The organism is Bacillus sp. Hm123 (assembly GCF_051842975.2).
Taxonomy (GTDB): Bacteria; Bacillota; Bacilli; order Bacillales; family Domibacillaceae; genus Bacillus_CE.
The window spans coordinates 2,785,298-2,803,833 of the sequence record NZ_CM200277.1 but is presented as its reverse complement, the minus strand read 5'-3'; the positions used below and the strand labels follow the sequence as shown (position 1 = coordinate 2,803,833).

The 18,536-nt window shown below is 39.9% G+C and carries 38 protein-coding genes; all 38 read left to right on the top strand.

The window, feature by feature from the left end:
- Positions 1-21 precede the first annotated feature (21 nt).
- The 38 genes from ACSVDJ_RS14705 to ACSVDJ_RS14520 all read left to right on the top strand — a co-directional run bounded on the left by ACSVDJ_RS14705 (position 22) and on the right by ACSVDJ_RS14520 (position 18,525).
- On the top strand, positions 22-333 hold the full coding sequence (locus ACSVDJ_RS14705) for a sugar ABC transporter (protein ID WP_439166767.1): 312 nt from the start codon (positions 22-24) through the stop codon (positions 331-333).
- 150 nt (positions 334-483) lie between these two features.
- A complete protein-coding gene (locus ACSVDJ_RS14700; RefSeq protein WP_439166765.1) occupies positions 484-873 on the top strand; it encodes a YopX family phage-derived protein in 390 nt (129 codons plus the stop codon).
- A gap of 447 nt (positions 874-1,320) precedes the next feature.
- Entirely contained in the window at positions 1,321-1,596 is a 276-nt protein-coding gene (locus ACSVDJ_RS14695) for a YosH family protein (protein ID WP_439166762.1), read from the top strand.
- Positions 1,597-1,633: 37 nt separating this feature from the next.
- Positions 1,634-1,828: a hypothetical protein gene (locus ACSVDJ_RS14690; protein WP_439166760.1), complete on the top strand. Its 195-nt coding sequence runs from the start codon at positions 1,634-1,636 to the stop codon at positions 1,826-1,828.
- A gap of 49 nt (positions 1,829-1,877) precedes the next feature.
- Complete coding sequence (locus ACSVDJ_RS14685) at positions 1,878-2,036, top strand: hypothetical protein (protein ID WP_439166758.1); 159 nt, start codon at positions 1,878-1,880, stop codon at positions 2,034-2,036.
- 41 nt (positions 2,037-2,077) lie between these two features.
- The gene (locus ACSVDJ_RS14680; RefSeq protein ID WP_439166756.1) at positions 2,078-2,251 is read left to right on the top strand and encodes a hypothetical protein; all 174 of its coding nucleotides are present in this window, start codon (positions 2,078-2,080) and stop codon (positions 2,249-2,251) included.
- Positions 2,252-2,319: 68 nt separating this feature from the next.
- The gene (locus tag ACSVDJ_RS14675; RefSeq protein ID WP_439166754.1) at positions 2,320-2,514 is read left to right on the top strand and encodes a hypothetical protein; all 195 of its coding nucleotides are present in this window, start codon (positions 2,320-2,322) and stop codon (positions 2,512-2,514) included.
- 50 nt (positions 2,515-2,564) lie between these two features.
- Entirely contained in the window at positions 2,565-2,741 is a 177-nt protein-coding gene (locus ACSVDJ_RS14670) for a hypothetical protein (RefSeq protein ID WP_439166752.1), read from the top strand.
- Between the two features lie 22 nt (positions 2,742-2,763).
- A complete protein-coding gene (locus tag ACSVDJ_RS14665) occupies positions 2,764-3,147 on the top strand; it encodes a hypothetical protein (RefSeq protein WP_439166750.1) in 384 nt (127 codons plus the stop codon).
- 18 nt (positions 3,148-3,165) lie between these two features.
- A complete protein-coding gene (locus tag ACSVDJ_RS14660) occupies positions 3,166-3,315 on the top strand; it encodes a hypothetical protein (protein WP_439166749.1) in 150 nt (49 codons plus the stop codon).
- Positions 3,312-3,473, top strand: a complete 162-nt coding sequence (locus ACSVDJ_RS14655; protein ID WP_439166747.1) for a hypothetical protein — start codon at positions 3,312-3,314, stop codon at positions 3,471-3,473. The genes ACSVDJ_RS14660 and ACSVDJ_RS14655 overlap by 4 nt, the downstream gene beginning before the upstream one ends.
- Positions 3,474-3,476: 3 nt before the next feature.
- Entirely contained in the window at positions 3,477-3,731 is a 255-nt protein-coding gene (locus ACSVDJ_RS14650) for a DUF2175 family protein (protein WP_439166745.1), read from the top strand.
- 78 nt (positions 3,732-3,809) lie between these two features.
- Positions 3,810-3,938, top strand: coding sequence for a hypothetical protein (locus tag ACSVDJ_RS14645; RefSeq protein WP_439166743.1), 129 nt, complete (start codon positions 3,810-3,812; stop codon positions 3,936-3,938).
- A 187-nt stretch (positions 3,939-4,125) separates the two neighbouring features.
- A complete protein-coding gene (locus ACSVDJ_RS14640) occupies positions 4,126-4,320 on the top strand; it encodes an XtrA/YqaO family protein (protein WP_439166742.1) in 195 nt (64 codons plus the stop codon).
- Positions 4,317-4,928 carry a DUF3267 domain-containing protein gene (locus tag ACSVDJ_RS14635; protein ID WP_439166740.1) on the top strand — a complete coding sequence of 204 codons (612 nt, stop codon included), beginning with the start codon at positions 4,317-4,319 and terminating at the stop codon, positions 4,926-4,928. Before ACSVDJ_RS14640 ends, ACSVDJ_RS14635 begins: the two co-directional genes overlap by 4 nt.
- Positions 4,929-5,036: 108 nt before the next feature.
- Positions 5,037-5,234: a hypothetical protein gene (locus ACSVDJ_RS14630; RefSeq protein ID WP_439166738.1), complete on the top strand. Its 198-nt coding sequence runs from the start codon at positions 5,037-5,039 to the stop codon at positions 5,232-5,234.
- Positions 5,235-5,245: 11 nt separating this feature from the next.
- Positions 5,246-5,737 (top strand): sigma-70 family RNA polymerase sigma factor, encoded by a 492-nt coding sequence (locus ACSVDJ_RS14625; protein WP_439166735.1) that lies wholly within the window; start codon positions 5,246-5,248, stop codon positions 5,735-5,737.
- A gap of 120 nt (positions 5,738-5,857) precedes the next feature.
- Positions 5,858-6,226, top strand: a complete 369-nt coding sequence (locus ACSVDJ_RS14620) for a hypothetical protein (RefSeq protein WP_439166734.1) — start codon at positions 5,858-5,860, stop codon at positions 6,224-6,226.
- A gap of 132 nt (positions 6,227-6,358) precedes the next feature.
- Positions 6,359-6,640, top strand: a complete 282-nt coding sequence (locus tag ACSVDJ_RS14615; protein ID WP_518619167.1) for a hypothetical protein — start codon at positions 6,359-6,361, stop codon at positions 6,638-6,640.
- Between the two features lie 166 nt (positions 6,641-6,806).
- Positions 6,807-6,998 (top strand): hypothetical protein, encoded by a 192-nt coding sequence (locus tag ACSVDJ_RS14610; RefSeq protein WP_439166730.1) that lies wholly within the window; start codon positions 6,807-6,809, stop codon positions 6,996-6,998.
- A gap of 67 nt (positions 6,999-7,065) precedes the next feature.
- Positions 7,066-7,245: a hypothetical protein gene (locus ACSVDJ_RS14605; protein ID WP_518619165.1), complete on the top strand. Its 180-nt coding sequence runs from the start codon at positions 7,066-7,068 to the stop codon at positions 7,243-7,245.
- Positions 7,238-7,474: a helix-turn-helix transcriptional regulator gene (locus ACSVDJ_RS14600; RefSeq protein WP_439166728.1), complete on the top strand. Its 237-nt coding sequence runs from the start codon at positions 7,238-7,240 to the stop codon at positions 7,472-7,474. Before ACSVDJ_RS14605 ends, ACSVDJ_RS14600 begins: the two co-directional genes overlap by 8 nt.
- A gap of 69 nt (positions 7,475-7,543) precedes the next feature.
- Positions 7,544-8,323, top strand: a complete 780-nt coding sequence (gene terS / locus ACSVDJ_RS14595) for a phage terminase small subunit (RefSeq protein ID WP_439166726.1) — start codon at positions 7,544-7,546, stop codon at positions 8,321-8,323.
- A complete protein-coding gene (locus ACSVDJ_RS14590; RefSeq protein WP_439166724.1) occupies positions 8,295-9,650 on the top strand; it encodes a PBSX family phage terminase large subunit in 1,356 nt (451 codons plus the stop codon). Before terS ends, ACSVDJ_RS14590 begins: the two co-directional genes overlap by 29 nt.
- Positions 9,651-9,687: 37 nt before the next feature.
- The gene (locus ACSVDJ_RS14585; RefSeq protein ID WP_439166721.1) at positions 9,688-11,727 is read left to right on the top strand and encodes a phage portal protein; all 2,040 of its coding nucleotides are present in this window, start codon (positions 9,688-9,690) and stop codon (positions 11,725-11,727) included.
- A 13-nt stretch (positions 11,728-11,740) separates the two neighbouring features.
- Positions 11,741-12,481: an HK97 family phage prohead protease gene (locus ACSVDJ_RS14580; protein WP_439166719.1), complete on the top strand. Its 741-nt coding sequence runs from the start codon at positions 11,741-11,743 to the stop codon at positions 12,479-12,481.
- Entirely contained in the window at positions 12,474-12,725 is a 252-nt protein-coding gene (locus tag ACSVDJ_RS14575; RefSeq protein ID WP_439166718.1) for a hypothetical protein, read from the top strand. The genes ACSVDJ_RS14580 and ACSVDJ_RS14575 overlap by 8 nt, the downstream gene beginning before the upstream one ends.
- A gap of 44 nt (positions 12,726-12,769) precedes the next feature.
- Positions 12,770-14,020, top strand: coding sequence for a phage major capsid protein (locus ACSVDJ_RS14570; protein ID WP_439166716.1), 1,251 nt, complete (start codon positions 12,770-12,772; stop codon positions 14,018-14,020).
- 47 nt (positions 14,021-14,067) lie between these two features.
- Positions 14,068-14,295: a hypothetical protein gene (locus ACSVDJ_RS14565; RefSeq protein WP_518619159.1), complete on the top strand. Its 228-nt coding sequence runs from the start codon at positions 14,068-14,070 to the stop codon at positions 14,293-14,295.
- 3 nt (positions 14,296-14,298) lie between these two features.
- The gene (locus ACSVDJ_RS14560) at positions 14,299-14,544 is read left to right on the top strand and encodes a DUF2829 domain-containing protein (protein ID WP_439166713.1); all 246 of its coding nucleotides are present in this window, start codon (positions 14,299-14,301) and stop codon (positions 14,542-14,544) included.
- The gene (locus tag ACSVDJ_RS14555; protein WP_439166712.1) at positions 14,544-14,822 is read left to right on the top strand and encodes a Gp49 family protein; all 279 of its coding nucleotides are present in this window, start codon (positions 14,544-14,546) and stop codon (positions 14,820-14,822) included. The genes ACSVDJ_RS14560 and ACSVDJ_RS14555 overlap by 1 nt, the downstream gene beginning before the upstream one ends.
- Positions 14,823-14,833: 11 nt before the next feature.
- Entirely contained in the window at positions 14,834-15,412 is a 579-nt protein-coding gene (locus ACSVDJ_RS14550) for a head-tail connector protein (RefSeq protein ID WP_439166710.1), read from the top strand.
- Complete coding sequence (locus ACSVDJ_RS14545) at positions 15,409-15,843, top strand: hypothetical protein (protein ID WP_439166708.1); 435 nt, start codon at positions 15,409-15,411, stop codon at positions 15,841-15,843. The genes ACSVDJ_RS14550 and ACSVDJ_RS14545 overlap by 4 nt, the downstream gene beginning before the upstream one ends.
- Positions 15,840-16,370, top strand: a complete 531-nt coding sequence (locus ACSVDJ_RS14540; protein WP_518619155.1) for a hypothetical protein — start codon at positions 15,840-15,842, stop codon at positions 16,368-16,370. Before ACSVDJ_RS14545 ends, ACSVDJ_RS14540 begins: the two co-directional genes overlap by 4 nt.
- Positions 16,370-16,798: a hypothetical protein gene (locus ACSVDJ_RS14535; RefSeq protein ID WP_439166703.1), complete on the top strand. Its 429-nt coding sequence runs from the start codon at positions 16,370-16,372 to the stop codon at positions 16,796-16,798. The genes ACSVDJ_RS14540 and ACSVDJ_RS14535 overlap by 1 nt, the downstream gene beginning before the upstream one ends.
- A gap of 14 nt (positions 16,799-16,812) precedes the next feature.
- Entirely contained in the window at positions 16,813-17,643 is an 831-nt protein-coding gene (locus ACSVDJ_RS14530; protein WP_439166701.1) for a chitobiase/beta-hexosaminidase C-terminal domain-containing protein, read from the top strand.
- 61 nt (positions 17,644-17,704) lie between these two features.
- Positions 17,705-18,157, top strand: coding sequence for a hypothetical protein (locus tag ACSVDJ_RS14525; protein WP_439166699.1), 453 nt, complete (start codon positions 17,705-17,707; stop codon positions 18,155-18,157).
- 113 nt (positions 18,158-18,270) lie between these two features.
- Positions 18,271-18,525, top strand: coding sequence for a hypothetical protein (locus ACSVDJ_RS14520; RefSeq protein ID WP_518619151.1), 255 nt, complete (start codon positions 18,271-18,273; stop codon positions 18,523-18,525).
- Positions 18,526-18,536 lie beyond the last annotated feature (11 nt).

The window sequence follows — 18,536 nt, the reverse complement described above, 5'->3', positions numbered from 1 at the left end:
TTTCACAAGAAAAGGTTTCAGTTGATCGATGAGTGGCCTCCTGAGCCGAAGCTTGATCTCCCTGATCTCGAAGCAGGAAAGGTTTACAGTGCTCAGTTGATATGGAGACGAAAAGGCTATAGAGGAAAGGAATTAAAACAGTATTACATTAAGCCGGATAATCAAAAAAACACAAATTTTTATGCTGACAAAGAGTTGAAAGAGTTCCAAGGGCGCTACCCTTTACACTGGTTTGCTGATTTCAAGCTGATTGAAGATATAGAGGAGCAGCTGGTTGAACTTGTTGAAGAGCCAACTAACTTTGAGCAAATGTCGCTATTCGAGGTGATATAGATGCGGAAAACCAAACGCAAGCCGGGCTATTACCTGCTCTTTCGTCGAGAGGAAGGGCAGCCCGTCTGGTTATATGAATGGCTACAGAGACACGAGCTCAACGCTCGGTTACGGAAAGGTTGGAAGATTGAGAGATAAGGAGGATGCGGAATGAGTAGAGAGATTAAGTTTCGTGGCCGCTCAGTAGTCACTGGTGAATGGGTGTACGGCTCTTTGATACAAGCAACACCTCAAGGGGCCACTTGTATCTATGATGAAAATCAAATCATTCATTCGGTTGATGCTGAAACTGTTGGGCAATTCACGGGGGGTAAGGGTAAAAAAGAAGCGCCTATTTTCGAGGGAGACATCGTTTATCAAGAGTTTAACGATATGCGTTCAGTAGATCACGGAGGGTTTATAGGTGTAGTTAGGCAATTAGAAGGTTGCTGGGTGATAGATAATTTGGTTAACCATTCTGAATTATTGTGGAGCGAAGTTAATGAAAATGAAGTGATCGGCAATCGTTTTGATAACCCAGAGTTGATCCAAGGTGATTGAGTACGTCTGCAAAGGCTGTGATGTATCAGAACTTCGGGCGGAGATCATACCGATGAAGCTTTGCCCTTGCTGCCAAATGTTGATGGAAGCTATTGAGGAGGGAGAATGATGACGGTAATCACAACGGTTGAATCGCTTGTGCTGATCATAACCAGCTGTGCGGTGGTGGTTGGAGCATTTGTAGCTGGGAGAAAGGTTAGGAAGATGAAGAAATGAGTTTAATTATTAAACGGAAAGTTCAAACCGCACGAAAAAATTATGATTGTGATGATTGTGGGAAACCCATTCTACGAGGTTATAAATATCGTTATTTTTATGGAGCTCCAGATAAAAGGGACAAGCCATATAGTCTGAGAGTATGTAAGAATTGCGATCCATATCAAGAAGATTATTGATGATACTACGTATTAGACGCATAATACGCAATAAAAAATGGAGGGATAAAAAATGAAATATTTTGAGTTTGCTGATCCTTATTACGCACTAATAAAGGCTAAACATGGAGAGGAAGCCGTTAAGAAATATATAGAGGTTGTTGCTGGCGTTGAAGATGATTTTGAATCGTTATTAGAGGAATGTAACTTAGTTCCAAAATATTATGCGGTTGCGAAATTCGCTAGGTCAAAAGGTGAAGATGGCGAGTTAATCACCTTAGATGAAACTTTAGAAACTTTAGAATCAGATGAAACTGAAATCCTATTGATGGACGGCTCATTACTTTAGACGCAAAAAACGTAGCAAATTAAAGGAGGAATAACAAGTGATTAAGGCTTTGATAACAGACGTGAAAAAAATATATTGCGGTGAAGATGCTTTTGACAATGGCGAGAAGGTGCAGGTAACAGCGTCAGTGGACAATGGCGAAGGTGGTTATGTTGAGTTGTATAGCAACAAGCTGAAAAGGTCGTACAGAGTTTATCCCGGAGAATATGATGCTTTTGAAGTCTTTAAGTAATTAGGGCGTATCTTGATGAAAACGAGATAGACAAAAGGAGGATATAGATATGGATTTACTAATTAACTTCTGCCCAAGATGTGGTGAAAGAGTTAGAGAAAATGTTATTAACGCACTACCTAATGGCGGTGACTGGTCATGCCATAATTGTGATTGTTATGTAGAAGCATATGTTCTTAATGAAAGCGACTTTAAATTAGAAGATTAATAGACATTTCGTTGATAAAGCGGCAGAAGGAGGATGGGAAAATGAATGAGATTGATTATACAAATTTGAAGCTAATTAACAACTTCACTTATGATATACACCCTAACGAAAAAGGCGAGATAAGGGTTGCTTTCAAGCATGGTGAGGATAGTTTTGTAATGCCTATTCCTAAACAGGATTTAGAAAGAATGTTGTGGTTTGCAAATAAAAAGTAGTGTGCATTACGTTGATGAACCAGCGTTCCAGACGCAAACTATATAGCAAATTAAAGGGGGAATAACAAATGATTAAGGCTTTGATAACAGACGCGAAAAAAATATATTGCGGTGAAGATGCTTTTGACAACGGTGAGAAGGTACAGGTAACAGCATCAGTGGACAACGGTGAAGGCGGTTATGTTGAGTTGTACAGCAACAAACTGAAAAGGTCGTACAGAGTTTATCCAGGAGAATATGATGCTTTTGAAGTCTTTAAATAATTAAGATGTAATTCGATGAAAATACGGCACGTAGAAATGAGGGAAACTTATTGGCAACAGAAAAAGAATGTCTAGCAGCGGCATTAACTCTTTTGTGCAAAAAAGGGGTATTAACAGTGGAAGAAGTAAAAGGAGCTTCACGACAAGGCTATGAAGGTGTATTTAATCTAATTAATCAAAAGTATAAAGAAATGGTTGTTAAAGGTGAAATCTTAGTAGATCGATGAAGATGCGAAGGAGGAAAAATAAGTGAACATTAAATTATTCAAAGGCAAATTAAAAACAGGAGATAAAACTCCTGAGCAAGTAAGAAACGAGTTTGATGGATGGGATCCAAGTGATCAAGAAATTCAAAGTTGGATTAAAGCTTACAACTTGGTTGACGGAATTGAAGTTGTTGTTATGGAAAGTTGGCTACATGAAGGCTATATCTTAGCTGGATGGGATGATGACGTAGATGAAAAAGTAAGAGAGTATGTTTATTTAGTAGAACAAGACCCGGTGTTTGGTGCGTATGTTGACGAGCGTGAAGAGTTTATAAATGATTGGAAAAATGAACGATATGAATCTGCCGGATCACTTGTGTTCAAGCCAGAAGATGTTGAGATTATTGAACAACTGAAGCGAAAGTAAATGCGAAGGAGGGATTTGATGAAAACATTATCTTGTCTCTGTCATAGTTGCGGAATTGGATATGAATTGACATATAACGATCGTGATTTTTTAGAGCCATACCATTGTGCTGGTTGCGGCATTGGTGATGATTCGTTTCAGAGTGAAGTGAAGGAGGAAAGACCATGAAACAAACAAGTGTTAGTTATTGTGGTGAATGCCATCAAGACTTCAAACAAGATGAAATCGTTTGGTTCGCTTGGATCGAGAACAGCTGCTTTTGCGAAAAATGTAAGGGGAAGCTGGATATAAAAGATTGGGAGCCACGCATCTATAAAGGGGAGTGACTGATGGCTAGCGGATGTATCGTAGCTCAATGCGAACTTTGTGAGGAGCATATTTGGGAAGGCGAGAATTTCACTGTTGGTAATTCTGGATTTTATCACAATAAATGCGCTAGAAAACACAACGAAATAAGGTTTCTAAAAAAGAAGAATACCGAATTATCAGCTGAAAATATGCTCCTTCTAAAGCAGTTAGACGAGTTAAAACGCCAGTATCGTGCGTTAGAAAAGGCAAAAGAGGTGCAAATGAAGCTGTTTTGACAGATTTAGATAGGAGGTATCCAATTGGGCCTTTTAATAGAGTCTCAGATTAAGAGTTTGGCGGTCGAGGGTCTGCTGTTGCTAGTTGAAGACGTAGAGCGGCGGATTGGCTCTCACGTGGCTGGCGGCGATCCAGTGGACGCTTACGTTCAGCAACAACAATATATCTTGGGTTTGGTGCAGGAAGAGTTGAAAAGAAGAAAATAAAAAGCCAGGATCGCTCCTGACTTAAGTAGTTGCACATTGGCTGTATGGAAAAGGAGGTCCCGCCTAATAAAAGGTTTTCCCGTTATAGAAAAAATTATACAAAAAAGCCGAGAGAGCTCCCGGCCTTTCGCTACATCATAATTAATTTCGGCTGAATTCATTATAACAGATCGGGGGCGTCTCTACCATGAAAGAAATTATGATCGATCCTTCCACAATGAAACTGGAATTGGATATAATGGAATTACCAAATAGCTGTGTGCTGGTGATCTGTGACGGCAAAGCCAAACTCAGAGAGCTGCCGCCGCACGGTGAGTATAAGATTGTCACGCATCAAGGGAAAGTGAAGCGGATGAGGCGGGAGGAAGGGGAAGAGTTTTGAAAGAAAATAGAGATTTAACAATTGGAGAATATAGTGGAGTTCAGATGATAATAGCTGAATTAGCTTCGATACTTTTTTCATTAATTTTAATAAGTTTATTTTCAGATCATTCACGGTTTCAGTGGATACTAAACCAATTATGTAATTTTGAGAATATACAAGAGGAAATAAACAATTTTTCAACATTTCTCAGTTATAATATTAAGCCAATATTTATAGGAATTGTGACGAGTCTGATTTTTACTTATATTCATGAATATTCTCATAACCTTTTAGCTAGGAAGTTTGATTGTAAAACAACGGTCAAAATACGCTTTTTGGGACTAAGTGCTAAATGTGAATTTGAAAAGGAAGATAAAATTAAAAAATTTCCATTTATAATAATTGCACTTACACCATTTATTATTTTGACACCTATTTTTATATTGCTGCTAGGGGTGACAAGTGGTGTTTACTTTTATGTGTTATGTATAGTGGTTTTAATAAAAGTGGAAGGCTTTGTAGTGGATGTACTAATGGCTTTTGAAGCATTAAAAAAATGCGAGCAAAATGACTCTTTACAGTACATCGGTGATTTGAAATTCAAGATAGTAAGACATGAAAATTAAATAGATATTGTTCTACCAGCCAACTGGAGGACACCAAAACTTTAGAGTAGCTATACAGCTGCTTTAGAGCTTGGTGTCCTTTTTTATTTGCCAAAAGGAGTGATCAAAGTGAATGCAAGCTTGAAGGATCAACTAAAAGAGTGGAAACGACAGCATCAAGAAGTGAAGCAAGAGAGAAAGAAAAAGAAGCGGAAGAAACAGCCGCAGAAAAAGCGAGAGCAGCTGTCTGAACGTGATTTAAGGTACTTGATGGGTACAGGCAGACCAACATATAAACGCCATCGTGGATCATTTAGACAACGATAAGGAGGATCAATATGCGGACACTCATTTATGAATATAAACACTCATTAAGAGAACTGAAAAAGATGAAGACAGCGATTGAAGCCAAAGAGGAATTGACGGAGTTGGATCAACAAGACAAATCGATGATCAACAGCATGATTAGTGAAGTGGAGTTTGCTATTCAATGGATGGTGTCTGGTCGTAATCCAGATGCAATGCGTGGAGCAGATCGATCAGGTGCCTATACACTAGACCCGAAATTATTAGAAGCGGTTGTGCCGAATAGAGAAGTTATTGAAGAACGAAAACTGACAGCAGATGAACAGTGGCTACTGGATGATGTGCTTGCTGATTTAACAAAGCGGGAGAGAGACGTATTCACTTTGGTTAGGGCAGAAGGTTTGACGCTTGAGCACACAGCGGAGTTACTTGGGATCACTAAGTCATCAGTCCAGACGTATTTAGAGCGGGCAGAGCGGAAAATTGAAGATCGGAAAAATGGCAGCCTCTTTCTAGTTTCATGAAAGGGGCTATTTATTATAATACCCAGTCCCAATACGTTTTATAAATTATTGCAGGAAAATATTAACTTATGTCGAATTTTGGACAAAGTAAGATAAACCCACAACTAAAGGAGAGAGAGTATGTTCAAAAAGAAAGATAAAATTGTTGCGGATCCTTATAGAAGTATGGAATATGTAAATGCAATAAGAGAGGCAACAGAAAAAAATCCTGAAGATGTATCCGCTCAATTAAACTATATTCGTAAACAATATGGAGCAAAGTTTCATGTAATGAGAATGGCTGAAATATCACATATCCAATTAAATGAGTCAAAAGCTGCGGATATTTCTTTTCACCCAATTGTTTTAAGAAATATGATGAGTGCTTTTATGGATGCTTTTGCCCATATGCAAGAGGACTTACCAGATGGCGTTTATAATTATATAGAAAATAAATCAGATTCTTTCTTTTATAAGTGTATAGAAGAAACAAAAAGCCTGGAAAAGTAAGTTTATTTTAATGTTTTTTGTCGTACGCCTGACGTATATATGAGAAGAACATTTTTCGCCATCCTTGCGGTGGCGTTTTTATGCAGGAACTTATCTCCTTTTGTCGAAATTTTGATTAAAGGAGGAATTATAATGAGAGGTAAGGTTGCTATTATAAACCACCAAATGGGGCAGATAGCCATTTATACAGAAAATAATCTTTTTTGCATTGCAGAAGTATTAGAAATGAATTTACCTGGAATTGGCGATATAATATCAGGCGAACTTGAGTCATTAGGTGGAGAAACGTTTTTTAATGAAACAACAAAAGAGAATTTAGATGTTTTTGTTGAAGATTTAAATGATAATCAAAGACAGGTTATGGAACAATTACAAATTTTTAAGCACAATAAGCACCAGTGGGAAATACTTTGATGCAACGTAAAGCATCCTCCGGGGTGCTTTTTTCTATGTCCAAAACAAACAAATGGCGGTTACCCCTTAAAAAGTAATGGAAAAATAGTTAAATAAAAACATAAAAACACTTGACGTGAGTAAAGTTAATTGGTATAATTAAAGTATAGAAAGGAGGGAGAACAAAGTGAACATGGAAGACGTTGAAAGAGTTATAAGATTGATAGCTTGGGTAGCTACTAGTATTGGAGCAATAATAGCAACCGTCAAAAACCTAAGCGATCTGAAAGGCAAGAAAAACATCAAATCTAAAAAGAAAGGAAAGAAGAAGAAAAACAAAAAGCGACGCTCTCCGGGCAAGAAGAAACGTCGCAAATAAGGCAAGGAAGAGAGGGAAGCGATTCCCTTTCTTCTTAAAAAATATTATACCATGTTCACTTGAAATTATGAAAAAAATTGATTGGTTTAACATCGTACTGTTTGGGTTGTTCACTTTACATTTCACCACATTAGATTATAATCGGTTGCATTGGATGGACGTTGTAGCATCAGTCGCCGCTTGTGTATGGCTTGTGCTCACTGTTTATAATCTTTACTTGAGATGGAGGGTATCACGTTATGAATGACCAGGAGTTCTATTTCAAAAATGAAGAAGAACTTAAACAATTCTTGCAAGATTACATTGTAAATACTTCAGAAGCGATCGAAATTTTAGGGTGCAGCAGACAGTATTTAAATCAATTAATCAAGAGCGGCGTCGTCAAGCCGGTGAAAGAATTTCCAAGGGATCGCTTATTTATTAGAGCGGAGATCGAAGAAAGAAAAGAGCATATGGGCAAGAGAAAGAAATCTTGAGCATTACCCTTTATGGGTAGTGCTTTTTCTTTGCTCTAAAGCAAATAGTGGAGGTGGTGATGATGTGACGTGGCTAGACCGAGAAACCCGAAGCGGGATGAAGCGTTTCAATTATGGATAAACAGTAAAGGCAAAATGAAGCTTATCGAGATTGCAGCCGAGTTAGAAGTTTCTGATTCGCAAATTAGGAAGTGGAAAAATCAAGATAAGTGGGAAGATCAATTGAATGGTAACGTTACTAAATCCAAAGGTAACGTTACTAAACGAAAACGAGGGGCTCCACCTGGTAACAGCAATGCTAAAGGGCATGGTGCACCTAAGCGGAATCAAAATGCAGTGACTCATGGCTTCTTCGCAAAGTTCCTTCCAGAAGAAACACTGGAGATCATGGAAGCAATGGAGGAGCGGTCACCCGCTGATTTGATTTACGATCAGATACAAATTCAGTATGCCGCTATCATTCGTGCTCAAAAGGTTATGTTTGTTGAGGATAAAGAGGACATGGCTAAAGAGAAAAGCCAAGTGGGTTGGGATGAAAGTGGTGCTGATAAATACGATATCCAATTTGCTTGGGATCGTCATGCTACTTTCTTAAACGCTCAAAGCCGAGCTATGTCTGAATTACGATCTCTCATAAAGCAATTTGACGAACTAGCCCATGCTGACGATGAGCGCCGCTTGAAGCTTGAACAGATGCAGCTGGGAGTGGAAAAGACGAAAGCGGAAATCGCTAAAATTCGTGGCGAAGATGATAGTGAAGACTATGAAGACGATGGATTTGAAGCCGCTCTGGATAGCGTAACGGAAGAGGTGTGGGCTGATGAAGACGACGAAGCAGCGGAAGAATGAACAACTAGAGAAAGAATTAAACCTTCTCATTCCAGCTGATCCGAAACGTAAAAAGAAGCGGGCGCCATTTAAGTTCAAACCGTTTTCTATAAAACAAAAGAAAGTCCTCACATGGTGGCGTGATAAGTCCCCTCATAAAGACAAGGACGGCATCATCTGTGACGGCTCTGTACGTGCTGGAAAAACCGTTGTCATGTCACTTTCTTATGTTATGTGGGCGATGGACAGCTTTGATGATGAAAACTTCGGCATGGCTGGTAAAACAATTGGTTCTTTTCGTCGTAACGTGATACGACCGCTCAAACGCATGTTAAAGGCTCGAGGCTATAAGGTGAAGGATCATCGAGCGGATAACATGCTAACGATCACATATAAAGGTCGCACCAATTACTTTTATGTCTTTGGTGGAAAGGATGAGTCCTCACAAGACTTGATTCAAGGGATAACATTAGCTGGCATGTTTTTTGATGAAGTAGCACTTATGCCGGAATCGTTCGTCTCACAGGCGACCGCTCGTTGCTCTGTCAAAGGCGCAAAGTTTTGGTTCAACTGTAACCCAGCTGGACCATATCACTGGTTTAAAGAGAAATGGTTAGATCAGAAAAAAGAAAAGAAAATGTTGCATCTACACTTCACAATGGATGATAATCTTTCGCTTGATGAAGAAACGAAAGAACGTTATCGCAGGATGTATACGGGAGTATTCTATGAGCGTTACATTCTCGGATTGTGGAAACTTGCTGAGGGTATTATTTATGACATGTTTAATGAAGATGATCATGTTATTGATGAAATACCAAAGAAGATCGATGAATACCAAGTAGTTATTGACTACGGTACTAAAAACCCGACTTCTTTTATTTTACAGGGTATTACTTATGATGAGAGCGGCAATCGCACATATTACGATTTGAAAGAATACTATTACGACGGCCGTAAAGAAGGTCGACAAAAAACAGATGAGCAGTATTATAAAGATCTACTTGAATTTTGTGGAGATACTACAACTGATGTGATCATTGACCCGTCAGCCGCTTCCCTCATAGCGTTAATTGAGCAAGAAGGGAAATTGAGTGTAACAGCTGCTAAGAATGATGTGGTTGATGGTATACGCACTGTTGCTTCTACTTTGTCTGAATTACGACACTTTGTACATCGATCTTGTGAAAATTTACTAAGGGAATTTGCATCATATGTGTGGGATGAGAAAGCGGCTCAACGTGGTGAGGATAAACCGGTGAAGCAGTTCGATCACGCCCTTGATGCAATACGATACGGTATTTTTACACGTGAATCAGAAGCAGCACCAGCAATTCGCACGCTGTAAGGAGGTGAGGAACATAAACAAAAACTTTTGGCTGAATATGCGTTACAAAGCGTCGATGGTGTCTAGCTCTATTATGATGCTTTATAACGGTCAGCCCGCTCAAACACCAGCAGAGTTCGATAAGTTGGCAAAAGAGGGGTTTGAAAAGAACGTATGGGTATACCGTTGTGTTATGGCGATTGCTCGTTCAGCGGCTTCCATTCCCATTGTGCTGTATCAGAAAAAAGGTAAAGACCTTGTTGAAATTGAACAACATCCGCTTCTTGACCTGTTAAACAAACCAAATGAACATGAATCAGCAATTGACTTTCGAGAAAAGTTGATTGCTTTTTTGTTGTTGTCAGGGAATGCCTATATGGAGATGAATGGGCCGAACCGTGGCGCTCCTATTGAGTTGTGGACGTGGCGACCTGATCGAGTCACAATCATGCCAGGTGGAGACTACATCAAAGCGTTTCGGTATTCAGTGAGCGGTAAGGATGTAGATGCACCTTATGAAAAAATCATTCATAGTAAGTTCTTTTCGCCATTGGATGACTTTTATGGGATGGGTCCGATCCAAGTAGCTAGGCAGACAGTGGATATGGATAACGCCACAGCAGAATGGAATACATCATTAACTCAAAACCATGCCGCTCCAAGTGGATTCTTGAAAACCGAAAAAAGCTTAACAGAACCACAATTTAATCGTTTAAAAGCGATGATGCGTCGCATGTTTGGCGGTAAGAAGAATGCTGGTAAAGCACATCTGCTTGAAGGTGGGCTCGAATGGCAACAGCTTGGTTTGTCACCAAAAGACATGGACTTTATCAGCAGTCGCAAAATGACACGAGAAGAAATATGTGCTGTCTTTGGTGTGCCACCTCAAATCGTTGGAATCCAAGACAGTTCAACCTATAACAACTATAAAGAAGCGAGAGCCGCCTTTTACATGGAAACGGTGCTACCGACACTCGATAAGATCATCAGCGGATGGAATCACAAGCTGGCGCCGCTATTTGGCGAAAATCTTATACTCGGCTATGACACAGATCAAATCGAAGCGTTACAAGAGACGTCAGACACGAAATGGACCAGATTGAGCGGCATGAAGGATATTCTTACAGTCAATGAAATCCGACAGGCTTTAGGATATGAGGACACTGATGGTGGGAACGTTCGTTATGTGCCATTGAATGTTTATCCAGAAGGCGATGATGCACCAGATAAATCTCAGGTGCAAGATGAGCCTAAACCAACAGATGACGATCCGCTAAAGAAAGCACAGACCTTTTTCATGAAAGCCGCTGCTGATATTGAACGTAAATCATTAGATGCCGAGTATATGGCTGAAATTGAAAAACAACGTGCCGGATATGAAAAGTCTGGTGCGCGACTTATCCGTAAGCGATTTGAGACAGAGAGAAAAGCGGTTGTTGCTGCTTATCTGAAAGATGGCGAAGAGGGCTTGCTGAAGGAGCTTAAGGCGCAGGAAAAAGAGTGGGTAAAGACAATGACCGCTGTCTATTACGGAACAATGGAGCACTTCGGCCAATGGACTTATGATCGTTTGAAAGCGGAGTATGAGGGTAAGAGTGGAATCTCTTTTGAGAAGAAGTTCTTCAATAGACTTTTCACAATGGCTAAACGAAGAATCCAGAAATTTATTGGTGAAACCTCTGTTTTTCTTGTCACTAAAATCAGTGAATTTACTCGTGAGACACTACGATCAGCGATCAGTGATGGGGTAGATAAAGGAGAGTCGCTTCAACAAATCGCCAAACGTATTGAAAAGGTATATGGCGATGATTTTGGCCCTAAACGTGCGATGAATATTGCTCGTACTGAAGTAGTTGCGGCATCGAATGCGGGTGCAAGAGAAGGAGCTATTGCTACAGGGTTAGACCTTGAAAAACAGTGGGTGACTACTATCGATGGCCGCGAAAGGGAAAGTCATGCTGATTGCAACGGTCAGACACGTGAAATGAACGATCCTTACGATGTGGGAGGGCATTCTGGGATGTTCCCGGGAGATCCCAAGTTACCTGCTAAAGAGCGGATCAAATGCCGCTGCGCTGAAAAACATAGTGTGATTTAGAAAGGGTGATAGTATGAAGACTTTTCTTGAAACGAAGTCAGCGGCCGCACCACTTGATATTGAACAAAAAGCATTAACGTTTGAGATCAAAGCGGTAGACGATGAAACGAATATTGTCGAAGGTTATGCCAGCACATTCGGTGGTGAACCAGATGCGTATGATGATGTCATTGTGAAAGGGGCATTTGCTAAAACAATTCAAGAGCGTGGCGATCGTATTAAATATTTATGGCAGCATGACTGGAACAAACCGATCGGTAAGGTCATTGAGCTTCGCGAGGATGAGATCGGGCTATACTTTAAAGCAAAGATCAGTGAAACATCAAAAGGGAAAGAAGCCATGCAATTGATGAAAGACAGGGTGATCGATAGGGTTTCTATTGGTTACAGCACTGTTAAAGCTGAATACGATAGCGAAACAAGCATCCGCTATTTGAAAGAAATTCGCTTGTTTGAGATCAGCGCAGTCACATTTCCGGCCAATGATCGAGCCATTATTACAGCGGCTAAAAATGCTCCTGAGCAAAAAGCAGGGCGTGTACTGTCAAAGCAGAGTGAAAAAGCAGTAAGGGAAGCAGTTGAAGCTATGAAAGCAGCTGTCGAATCACTGGAATCATTATTATCTGCTGTAGAGCCTGATGATTCAGGAGATGACAACAAAGGTAAAAGTTTTACCAAGGATGAGCAAAAAGAGATTGCTAGTCTTGTGGAAGAAATGAAAAAATTCGCGAAGGTGGAGGAGACTGATGGTTAATCCACAATCATGGAAAGAGTTTAGAGAAAGCGGTTTGTTTTGGTTCATAAATACTATTCTTCATGTATTTGGCTGGGCTCTGGTTATAGAAGCAGATAAAGAAAGTGGTGAGATCATCGGGGCTTATCCAGCGAGAGTGAAGTTTAGAGGATTCGACGAAGAAACAAATACAGAAGGTTATAAGAAAGTATCTGCTTACCTAAAAAGTAATATTGGTGAACTCGAAAAAGAAGCGGCCGAATAGGCGGCTATTTTTTATGCTTAAAAAACAATTTTAGGAGGAACAACATGGAAAAAATTAAAATGATTCAATCACAAAAGGAACTTTTACGTTTGGACATTCAATTCTTTGCTGATGGGGACGATCCGAAAAGCTTAGCTGCACAAATTCAATCAGGGTTTGAGGAACTTAAAAAAGCCGCTGAAAAGCAAGAAACAGAAGTCAAAAAGTTCGGCCAAGCAACACAGGAAACGAAAGATGAAATGAAAAAAATCAATGAGGCAATGAATGAAGCTAAAAAACGCTTGGATGAACTTGAAGCAAAGGCAAATCGCGCTTATCAAGCTGGTCAAGGGAATACCGAGCAAGATGAAGAGAAAAAGGCCCAAAGTGCTGCTTTTTATCAGTTTATGCGTAAAGGTCGAGCTGACATGAATCCAGATCAACGCAAAGCACTTGTTGCTGACTCAGAGGGACAAATCCTTATCCCTGAAGAACTTGACCGTGAAATTCAACGTCAATTGCCTGAAACGGCTATCTTTCGTTCACTTGTAAATACGCGAAATACGTCAGCGGATAAGATTCGTAAACGCCGTATGAATGAGGTAATTGTGGGGTGGGGGAAAATCGAGGTTAGTACAAAAACACTTGCTGATTATGAATCAGAATTGAATCCATCTGATTACTACATTTATATTGAAAATCTAAATGGATTGACAAAAATCGGTACAGATGAGCTTGAAGATACAGATATTCAGTTGCAACAATACCTTTCGTCCTCTTTTGCCCAAGCCGCTGCTGAAGAAGAGGATAAAGCGGTGCTTGTCGGTCGTGGACACACGCAAGAAGAGCCAGAGGGCATTTTAACTGCGGCGAATGTTGAACGTATTATGTCTGCAAATGTAGGAGCGGTTGAAGCGGATGATTTGATCAAATTAATGTATGCTCTTAAATCAGCACACCGAAAAAATGGTGTGTGGGTAATGCCTTCTTTCATGGAAATGACTATTCGTACATTTAAAAACAGCAACGGCGATTACATTTGGCAACCAGCGTTGACTGCAGGAACACCGAATCAGTTGTTAGGTTTTGGGACGTACACGCAAGATGATTTCCCTGATTTTGCTGCTGGTGCTGACCAAGTTGTATTTGGAGATTTCAAACGTGGTTACACAATTGCTGACCGCTCCGGCTCTACTATCCAACGTCTTAACGAACTGTACATCGAAGAAGATTTAATTGGCTTCAAATTTAAGAAGCGTGTCGGTGGCGGTGTGGATCGTCCAGACGCGTTTAAAGTATTAAAAATTCAATCCTAATTTGAAGGGAGGGAGCGGCATCTAAACGCAGGTGCCGCACTTTTTATATGAAAGTCAAAATGTTACGTAGTGTAGGTAGCGCCAAGGGTGTTCATCAGCCCGGGCATCTTGTTGAACTTGAAGATAGGATAGCAGAGGCTTGGATCAAGGCAGGGCTAGCTGAAAAGGTCACTAGAACAAAAGCAAAAACAGCACACGAAACGAAAGTAGTTGAGCCTGAAGAAAAGAAAACTGCCAGCCGCTCCACTAGGAAGAAAACTAATGAGGGGGAATAAATAATGAATTCCGGACAAGCATTAGAAAAATTAAAAGAAGATTTCAAGGTACGTCGAAAAGGTTGGAACGGGAAAGGGATCTTTATCGAGTTACAAAGACCTGATAAGCACAGCAAAATGACTCATCCTTATATCTACATCGATACTACAGGTCTTCAAACAGACAACCTAGACGCACCTAAAAATAGAGTACCTTGGCTAGCAAGTCAAACTGATATGTTAGCAGAGGATTGGGAGGTTGTTGAGTAATGCAGAACAAGGTAACAAAAGAACAAATCGACAAAATAATGAACGAAGCTGAATTTGATGTTAAAACGATTTTTAATAAATGCACAGTTGTGACAGCTAAGTTGGCTAACGGTTTTATCATTGTGGAGAGCTCAGCTTGTGTAGACCCAGCTAACTACGATGCATCGCTTGGAAAAGAGATTTGCATGAAGCGAATCGAGGATAAGATTTGGGGAATGGAAGGATATAAATTGCAGTGCGAATTATCAGAAGCAGATGATCGGAAAATCATTGAATAAGGGGTGAGTCTATGCTTGCACCTAATGCATTAACAACAGTCGAAAAGGCACGCAAAGAATTGGAATTAGAGGATGAAAGCAAAGATAGCTATGTTATCGATGCAATAAACATGGCTAGTGCTGTCATTGAACGTTTCTGTAATCGCAAATTCAAGCGTGATGAGTATAAAGATTTGGTGATCGAATCTAGTCATGAAGTTGCTCTTTCCCAATTTCCTGTACATCGCATTATCAGTGTGAATGGTAATAGTGTAGACTCTTGTTTGCTAGATGGAGAATCCGGGATTTTATATCGGCGTATTTCTAATCGATCACAAATTGTCTTTGAAGCGGGTTACACATTGCCGAAAGATGAGACGGAGGAAACATCAAGAACATTGCCGTTCGACATCGAGATGGCTTGTTTGGGCTTGATTAAGTATATTTATGCAGATGATGAAGAAGTATCGGAAATGGAGATAGCTAATTCTATCAAGTCATTTAAATTAGGAGACTTACAAGCGACTATCAGCGGCAGTGATTCAGCAATAGGGGCTTTGCCTAATAATGTTCAATCACTCCTGGCTCCTTACAGAAAGGTTAACTTATGAACCGATTGGCACGCCGTGCGCGCAAAGTGGCAAAAAAGTTATGTAATCATGAGGCTATGGTTTTTAGAAAACAGTCTATACGGAAAGGAAATCAATGGATAGAGTCCTTTGTACTTTTAGGAGTGTATCATGCCCAATTTTACACAATTAACAATTATACAAGAAAAGGTATTGAGGTAGTATCTGGACACGAAGAAACAGTCAACACTTATAAAGTTTTGGTTTTAGAAGCTTTAGTAAAGGCTGGAGATCGAGTTGTGCCAGTTTTTCAAAAAGGTGTTATATCCGATGATTTGTTGTTCGACGTATCAGGCGAGCCGGTAAGCCCTTCATTTTTGAACACTCATCTCGAAGTGCCGTTGAAACGTTTAGATGCAGCATATGAAATACAAGAAAAAGAGAATGGAACCATTCTTGTTATGAAAGGATGATAAGAATGACTTTTACTACTCGATTTCAATTTAAAAGTAATGTGGATGGAATTGTTGCTGAGTTAAAAAGCCGCTCAAAACGCAATGTACAAGCGGCTACTCTGCATATGCGAAATGAGCTCATTGATAAAGTGAATAATTCTGGTGCTGGACATCAATACCCTATTCGTCCAGAAACAGGGAAATTGGAAGCTGTTGAAGTTATTAATAAAAATGGTCATAAGCAAAAGGTTAAAAAAATTGTAGGTGCGACGATACATCAGGCATCTAGTCCAGGTGATCCTCCCGCTGTTCTACGTGCGTATTTAAAGGCTTCTTTTCAAACGGAATTTGAAGAAACAGAAACGATGTATCAAGGGTATGTTGGTCCTGTTAATATTCCATATGCTAAAGCGCTTGAATTTGGTTTTATGGGGAAAGATAAGAACGGGAAAAAGCATAACTTAGAACCACGACCATACATGTTACCTACCTATCATGAGCAAAGAGAAAATATCATGAGAATTATACGGAGGGGACGGATTTAATGAAATATGAACCTCTCGATATAATTCAATTAATTATTGAATCTGAACCGCAAGTTACGAATTTAATAGGTTCTACTGAAGGTTATCCGAATGTAGCTCAAGAACTGGCTCCGGATGAAATGAGAAGGCCTTATATTGTATTAAGAATTGAATCTGATCCAATTGAGAGCAACGACTTATTAGGTCGTGCTCTTATTTCTGTTGATATTTACACAGAAGGAGATCGACCTTTAGCACGTCAAATAGGCAATGCAATAGAAAAGTTGGTTCACAACAAAGGATACGATTCGGAAACGGAAGGGATTGGTGCCGGTGCTGTTTCTACTTTTCGTAAGTTCAGGCACGAACCACCCCAACCAGATCCATCTATAAAATGTGTGCAAGTAAAAGTCGTTTTACGCTATTACCGCGACGACCTATATGAATAAAAGGAGGAAATACTATGTATCAAATGTTGAATGGTGTACGACCTGGATCATCTCGTAACTTGGTTATTGGTCCAGGGTTAATTACAAAGAACTTTGATTTATCGTTATATGATCCGAGCGATCGCTCCACGTGGGGAGATTTAATCGGTGCAACAAAAGGCGGAAATGAAATCTCAATGGATACTGAGTGGCATAAGGTAGAAGCGGATGGAGCGCTTGGTACGGTCGAAGGGATGGAATGGTTGACCAAAGCAGATGCTAAAGTATCGACCAATATCCTTGAAATGACACCAGAAAACCTACAACTGAAATTGCCGGCATTTGACTTTACGAGCCATGACGATAATTACAATATAATTCGCCACAGTGGTTCAATTGCGCCAACGGGTTCTACGACATTAGCAATCTTTGGGGCAATTACAGGTAAAGCTATTCCGGTTGTTTTTGTTCTTGAACGATCTCGTTGTACAGATGCTTTTAATTTGCCTCTTGGTACCGGCAAAGATGACGTGGTGTTAAAAGCAGAATTTGAAGCACGATATGGAGAAGATAATATTACGCGCATCCCATTTTATATTCTATATCCAAAAGGTGGGTCGAATGTGGTGTCTCCAGCAGCATCACCAGCACCGGGTGCATATACAGGCACACAATCGGTTACTTTAACAGCGGCATTAGGACATGAAATCTATTACACAACGGACGGGTCATACCCGACACCAATTAACGGGACGAAATATGAAGGTCCAATCACAGTGGATAAGACAGTAACAATTAAAGCAGTGGCAGTGAAAGGGCAAGATACATCAGCACCAGTTTCATTTGCCTATACAATCAATCCATAAGCCGCTCCTATCAGGAGTGGTTTTTTCGTGATTAAATTAAAAATTTGGAGGTTATCAAACTATGGAAGCACTTATTCGCGATGAAAAGAAAATTATGATTAATGGGGAAGAAATTAAGGTGAAATCTTTGGGACTCCAACACTTATTTACCTTTATTAAAATTCTCAAAAAAGCAGGTATTGTAAATTACTTTAGTAAGCTTGTGGGAGATTTACAGAATCAAGAAGGAAAAACCGAAGAAGAGAAGCGAGGAGATTTATTGGGTATAGTATTTAACCTTGTTTTTTCACTTATTGAGTCAGAAAGCGAAATCTATGCTTTGGTAGCATCACTAATTGGTAAAGAAGAAAAAGATGTGAAAGAACTTCCGCTAGATTCATTTGTTGAAATCGTTGAAATGATTGCTACTTCGAAGGATTTAAAGTCTTTTTTCAAAGCGGTCCAGAAGATGCTAGGCAAACAAGAACCAGCCGCTCAAGAGGTAGCAGCTCCAATCGCGAATCCAATTCAATAAACCCTTTAGAAGATGAGGCAGGGTTCTATAGGGCTATTGATCGTGTACAGCGCCGTTATGGTTGGACAGATGAATATATCCTTCAACTACCTTATATGCGACTGAAACAGCTAATGATTGATTCAGCACAATGGGAAGCAGATGAAAGTCGTGAATCATTTAGGCAACATGCATTCGTTGCTTGGCATCATTCGAATTCTATCAGCGGTTTATTTGGAGGGGGGAAAGCGGAGCCTCCTACTTTTGTTGAATTTCTCGATGCGATGGGGTTAGGAGACAACCCAACCGAGGATCATGATTTCGAAACAACAGATGAAGTCATTGAGTACATTGATAACCTATTTGGAAATCAAATGGACGAATCATAGAGAGAGGAGGT

Coding starts and splice junctions, on each gene's coding strand:
- ACSVDJ_RS14555 (WP_439166712.1), top strand. CDS start 14,544: ATGCAGAACAAGGTAACAAAAGAACAAATCGACAAAATAATGAACGAA.
- ACSVDJ_RS14640 (WP_439166742.1), top strand. CDS start 4,126: ATGAAAGAAATTATGATCGATCCTTCCACAATGAAACTGGAATTGGAT.
- ACSVDJ_RS14650 (WP_439166745.1), top strand. CDS start 3,477: ATGGCTAGCGGATGTATCGTAGCTCAATGCGAACTTTGTGAGGAGCAT.
- ACSVDJ_RS14560 (WP_439166713.1), top strand. CDS start 14,299: ATGAATTCCGGACAAGCATTAGAAAAATTAAAAGAAGATTTCAAGGTA.
- ACSVDJ_RS14600 (WP_439166728.1), top strand. CDS start 7,238: ATGAATGACCAGGAGTTCTATTTCAAAAATGAAGAAGAACTTAAACAA.
- ACSVDJ_RS14605 (WP_518619165.1), top strand. CDS start 7,066: ATGAAAAAAATTGATTGGTTTAACATCGTACTGTTTGGGTTGTTCACT.
- ACSVDJ_RS14575 (WP_439166718.1), top strand. CDS start 12,474: ATGGTTAATCCACAATCATGGAAAGAGTTTAGAGAAAGCGGTTTGTTT.
- ACSVDJ_RS14550 (WP_439166710.1), top strand. CDS start 14,834: ATGCTTGCACCTAATGCATTAACAACAGTCGAAAAGGCACGCAAAGAA.
- ACSVDJ_RS14700 (WP_439166765.1), top strand. CDS start 484: ATGAGTAGAGAGATTAAGTTTCGTGGCCGCTCAGTAGTCACTGGTGAA.
- ACSVDJ_RS14520 (WP_518619151.1), top strand. CDS start 18,271: ATGATTGATTCAGCACAATGGGAAGCAGATGAAAGTCGTGAATCATTT.
- ACSVDJ_RS14565 (WP_518619159.1), top strand. CDS start 14,068: ATGAAAGTCAAAATGTTACGTAGTGTAGGTAGCGCCAAGGGTGTTCAT.
- ACSVDJ_RS14660 (WP_439166749.1), top strand. CDS start 3,166: ATGAAAACATTATCTTGTCTCTGTCATAGTTGCGGAATTGGATATGAA.
- ACSVDJ_RS14590 (WP_439166724.1), top strand. CDS start 8,295: ATGAAGACGACGAAGCAGCGGAAGAATGAACAACTAGAGAAAGAATTA.
- ACSVDJ_RS14680 (WP_439166756.1), top strand. CDS start 2,078: ATGAATGAGATTGATTATACAAATTTGAAGCTAATTAACAACTTCACT.
- ACSVDJ_RS14585 (WP_439166721.1), top strand. CDS start 9,688: ATGCGTTACAAAGCGTCGATGGTGTCTAGCTCTATTATGATGCTTTAT.
- ACSVDJ_RS14615 (WP_518619167.1), top strand. CDS start 6,359: ATGAGAGGTAAGGTTGCTATTATAAACCACCAAATGGGGCAGATAGCC.
- ACSVDJ_RS14685 (WP_439166758.1), top strand. CDS start 1,878: ATGGATTTACTAATTAACTTCTGCCCAAGATGTGGTGAAAGAGTTAGA.
- ACSVDJ_RS14540 (WP_518619155.1), top strand. CDS start 15,840: ATGATAAGAATGACTTTTACTACTCGATTTCAATTTAAAAGTAATGTG.
- ACSVDJ_RS14580 (WP_439166719.1), top strand. CDS start 11,741: ATGAAGACTTTTCTTGAAACGAAGTCAGCGGCCGCACCACTTGATATT.
- ACSVDJ_RS14570 (WP_439166716.1), top strand. CDS start 12,770: ATGGAAAAAATTAAAATGATTCAATCACAAAAGGAACTTTTACGTTTG.
- ACSVDJ_RS14525 (WP_439166699.1), top strand. CDS start 17,705: ATGGAAGCACTTATTCGCGATGAAAAGAAAATTATGATTAATGGGGAA.
- ACSVDJ_RS14625 (WP_439166735.1), top strand. CDS start 5,246: ATGCGGACACTCATTTATGAATATAAACACTCATTAAGAGAACTGAAA.
- ACSVDJ_RS14655 (WP_439166747.1), top strand. CDS start 3,312: ATGAAACAAACAAGTGTTAGTTATTGTGGTGAATGCCATCAAGACTTC.
- ACSVDJ_RS14530 (WP_439166701.1), top strand. CDS start 16,813: ATGTATCAAATGTTGAATGGTGTACGACCTGGATCATCTCGTAACTTG.
- ACSVDJ_RS14675 (WP_439166754.1), top strand. CDS start 2,320: ATGATTAAGGCTTTGATAACAGACGCGAAAAAAATATATTGCGGTGAA.
- ACSVDJ_RS14535 (WP_439166703.1), top strand. CDS start 16,370: ATGAAATATGAACCTCTCGATATAATTCAATTAATTATTGAATCTGAA.
- ACSVDJ_RS14545 (WP_439166708.1), top strand. CDS start 15,409: ATGAACCGATTGGCACGCCGTGCGCGCAAAGTGGCAAAAAAGTTATGT.
- ACSVDJ_RS14620 (WP_439166734.1), top strand. CDS start 5,858: ATGTTCAAAAAGAAAGATAAAATTGTTGCGGATCCTTATAGAAGTATG.
- ACSVDJ_RS14695 (WP_439166762.1), top strand. CDS start 1,321: ATGAAATATTTTGAGTTTGCTGATCCTTATTACGCACTAATAAAGGCT.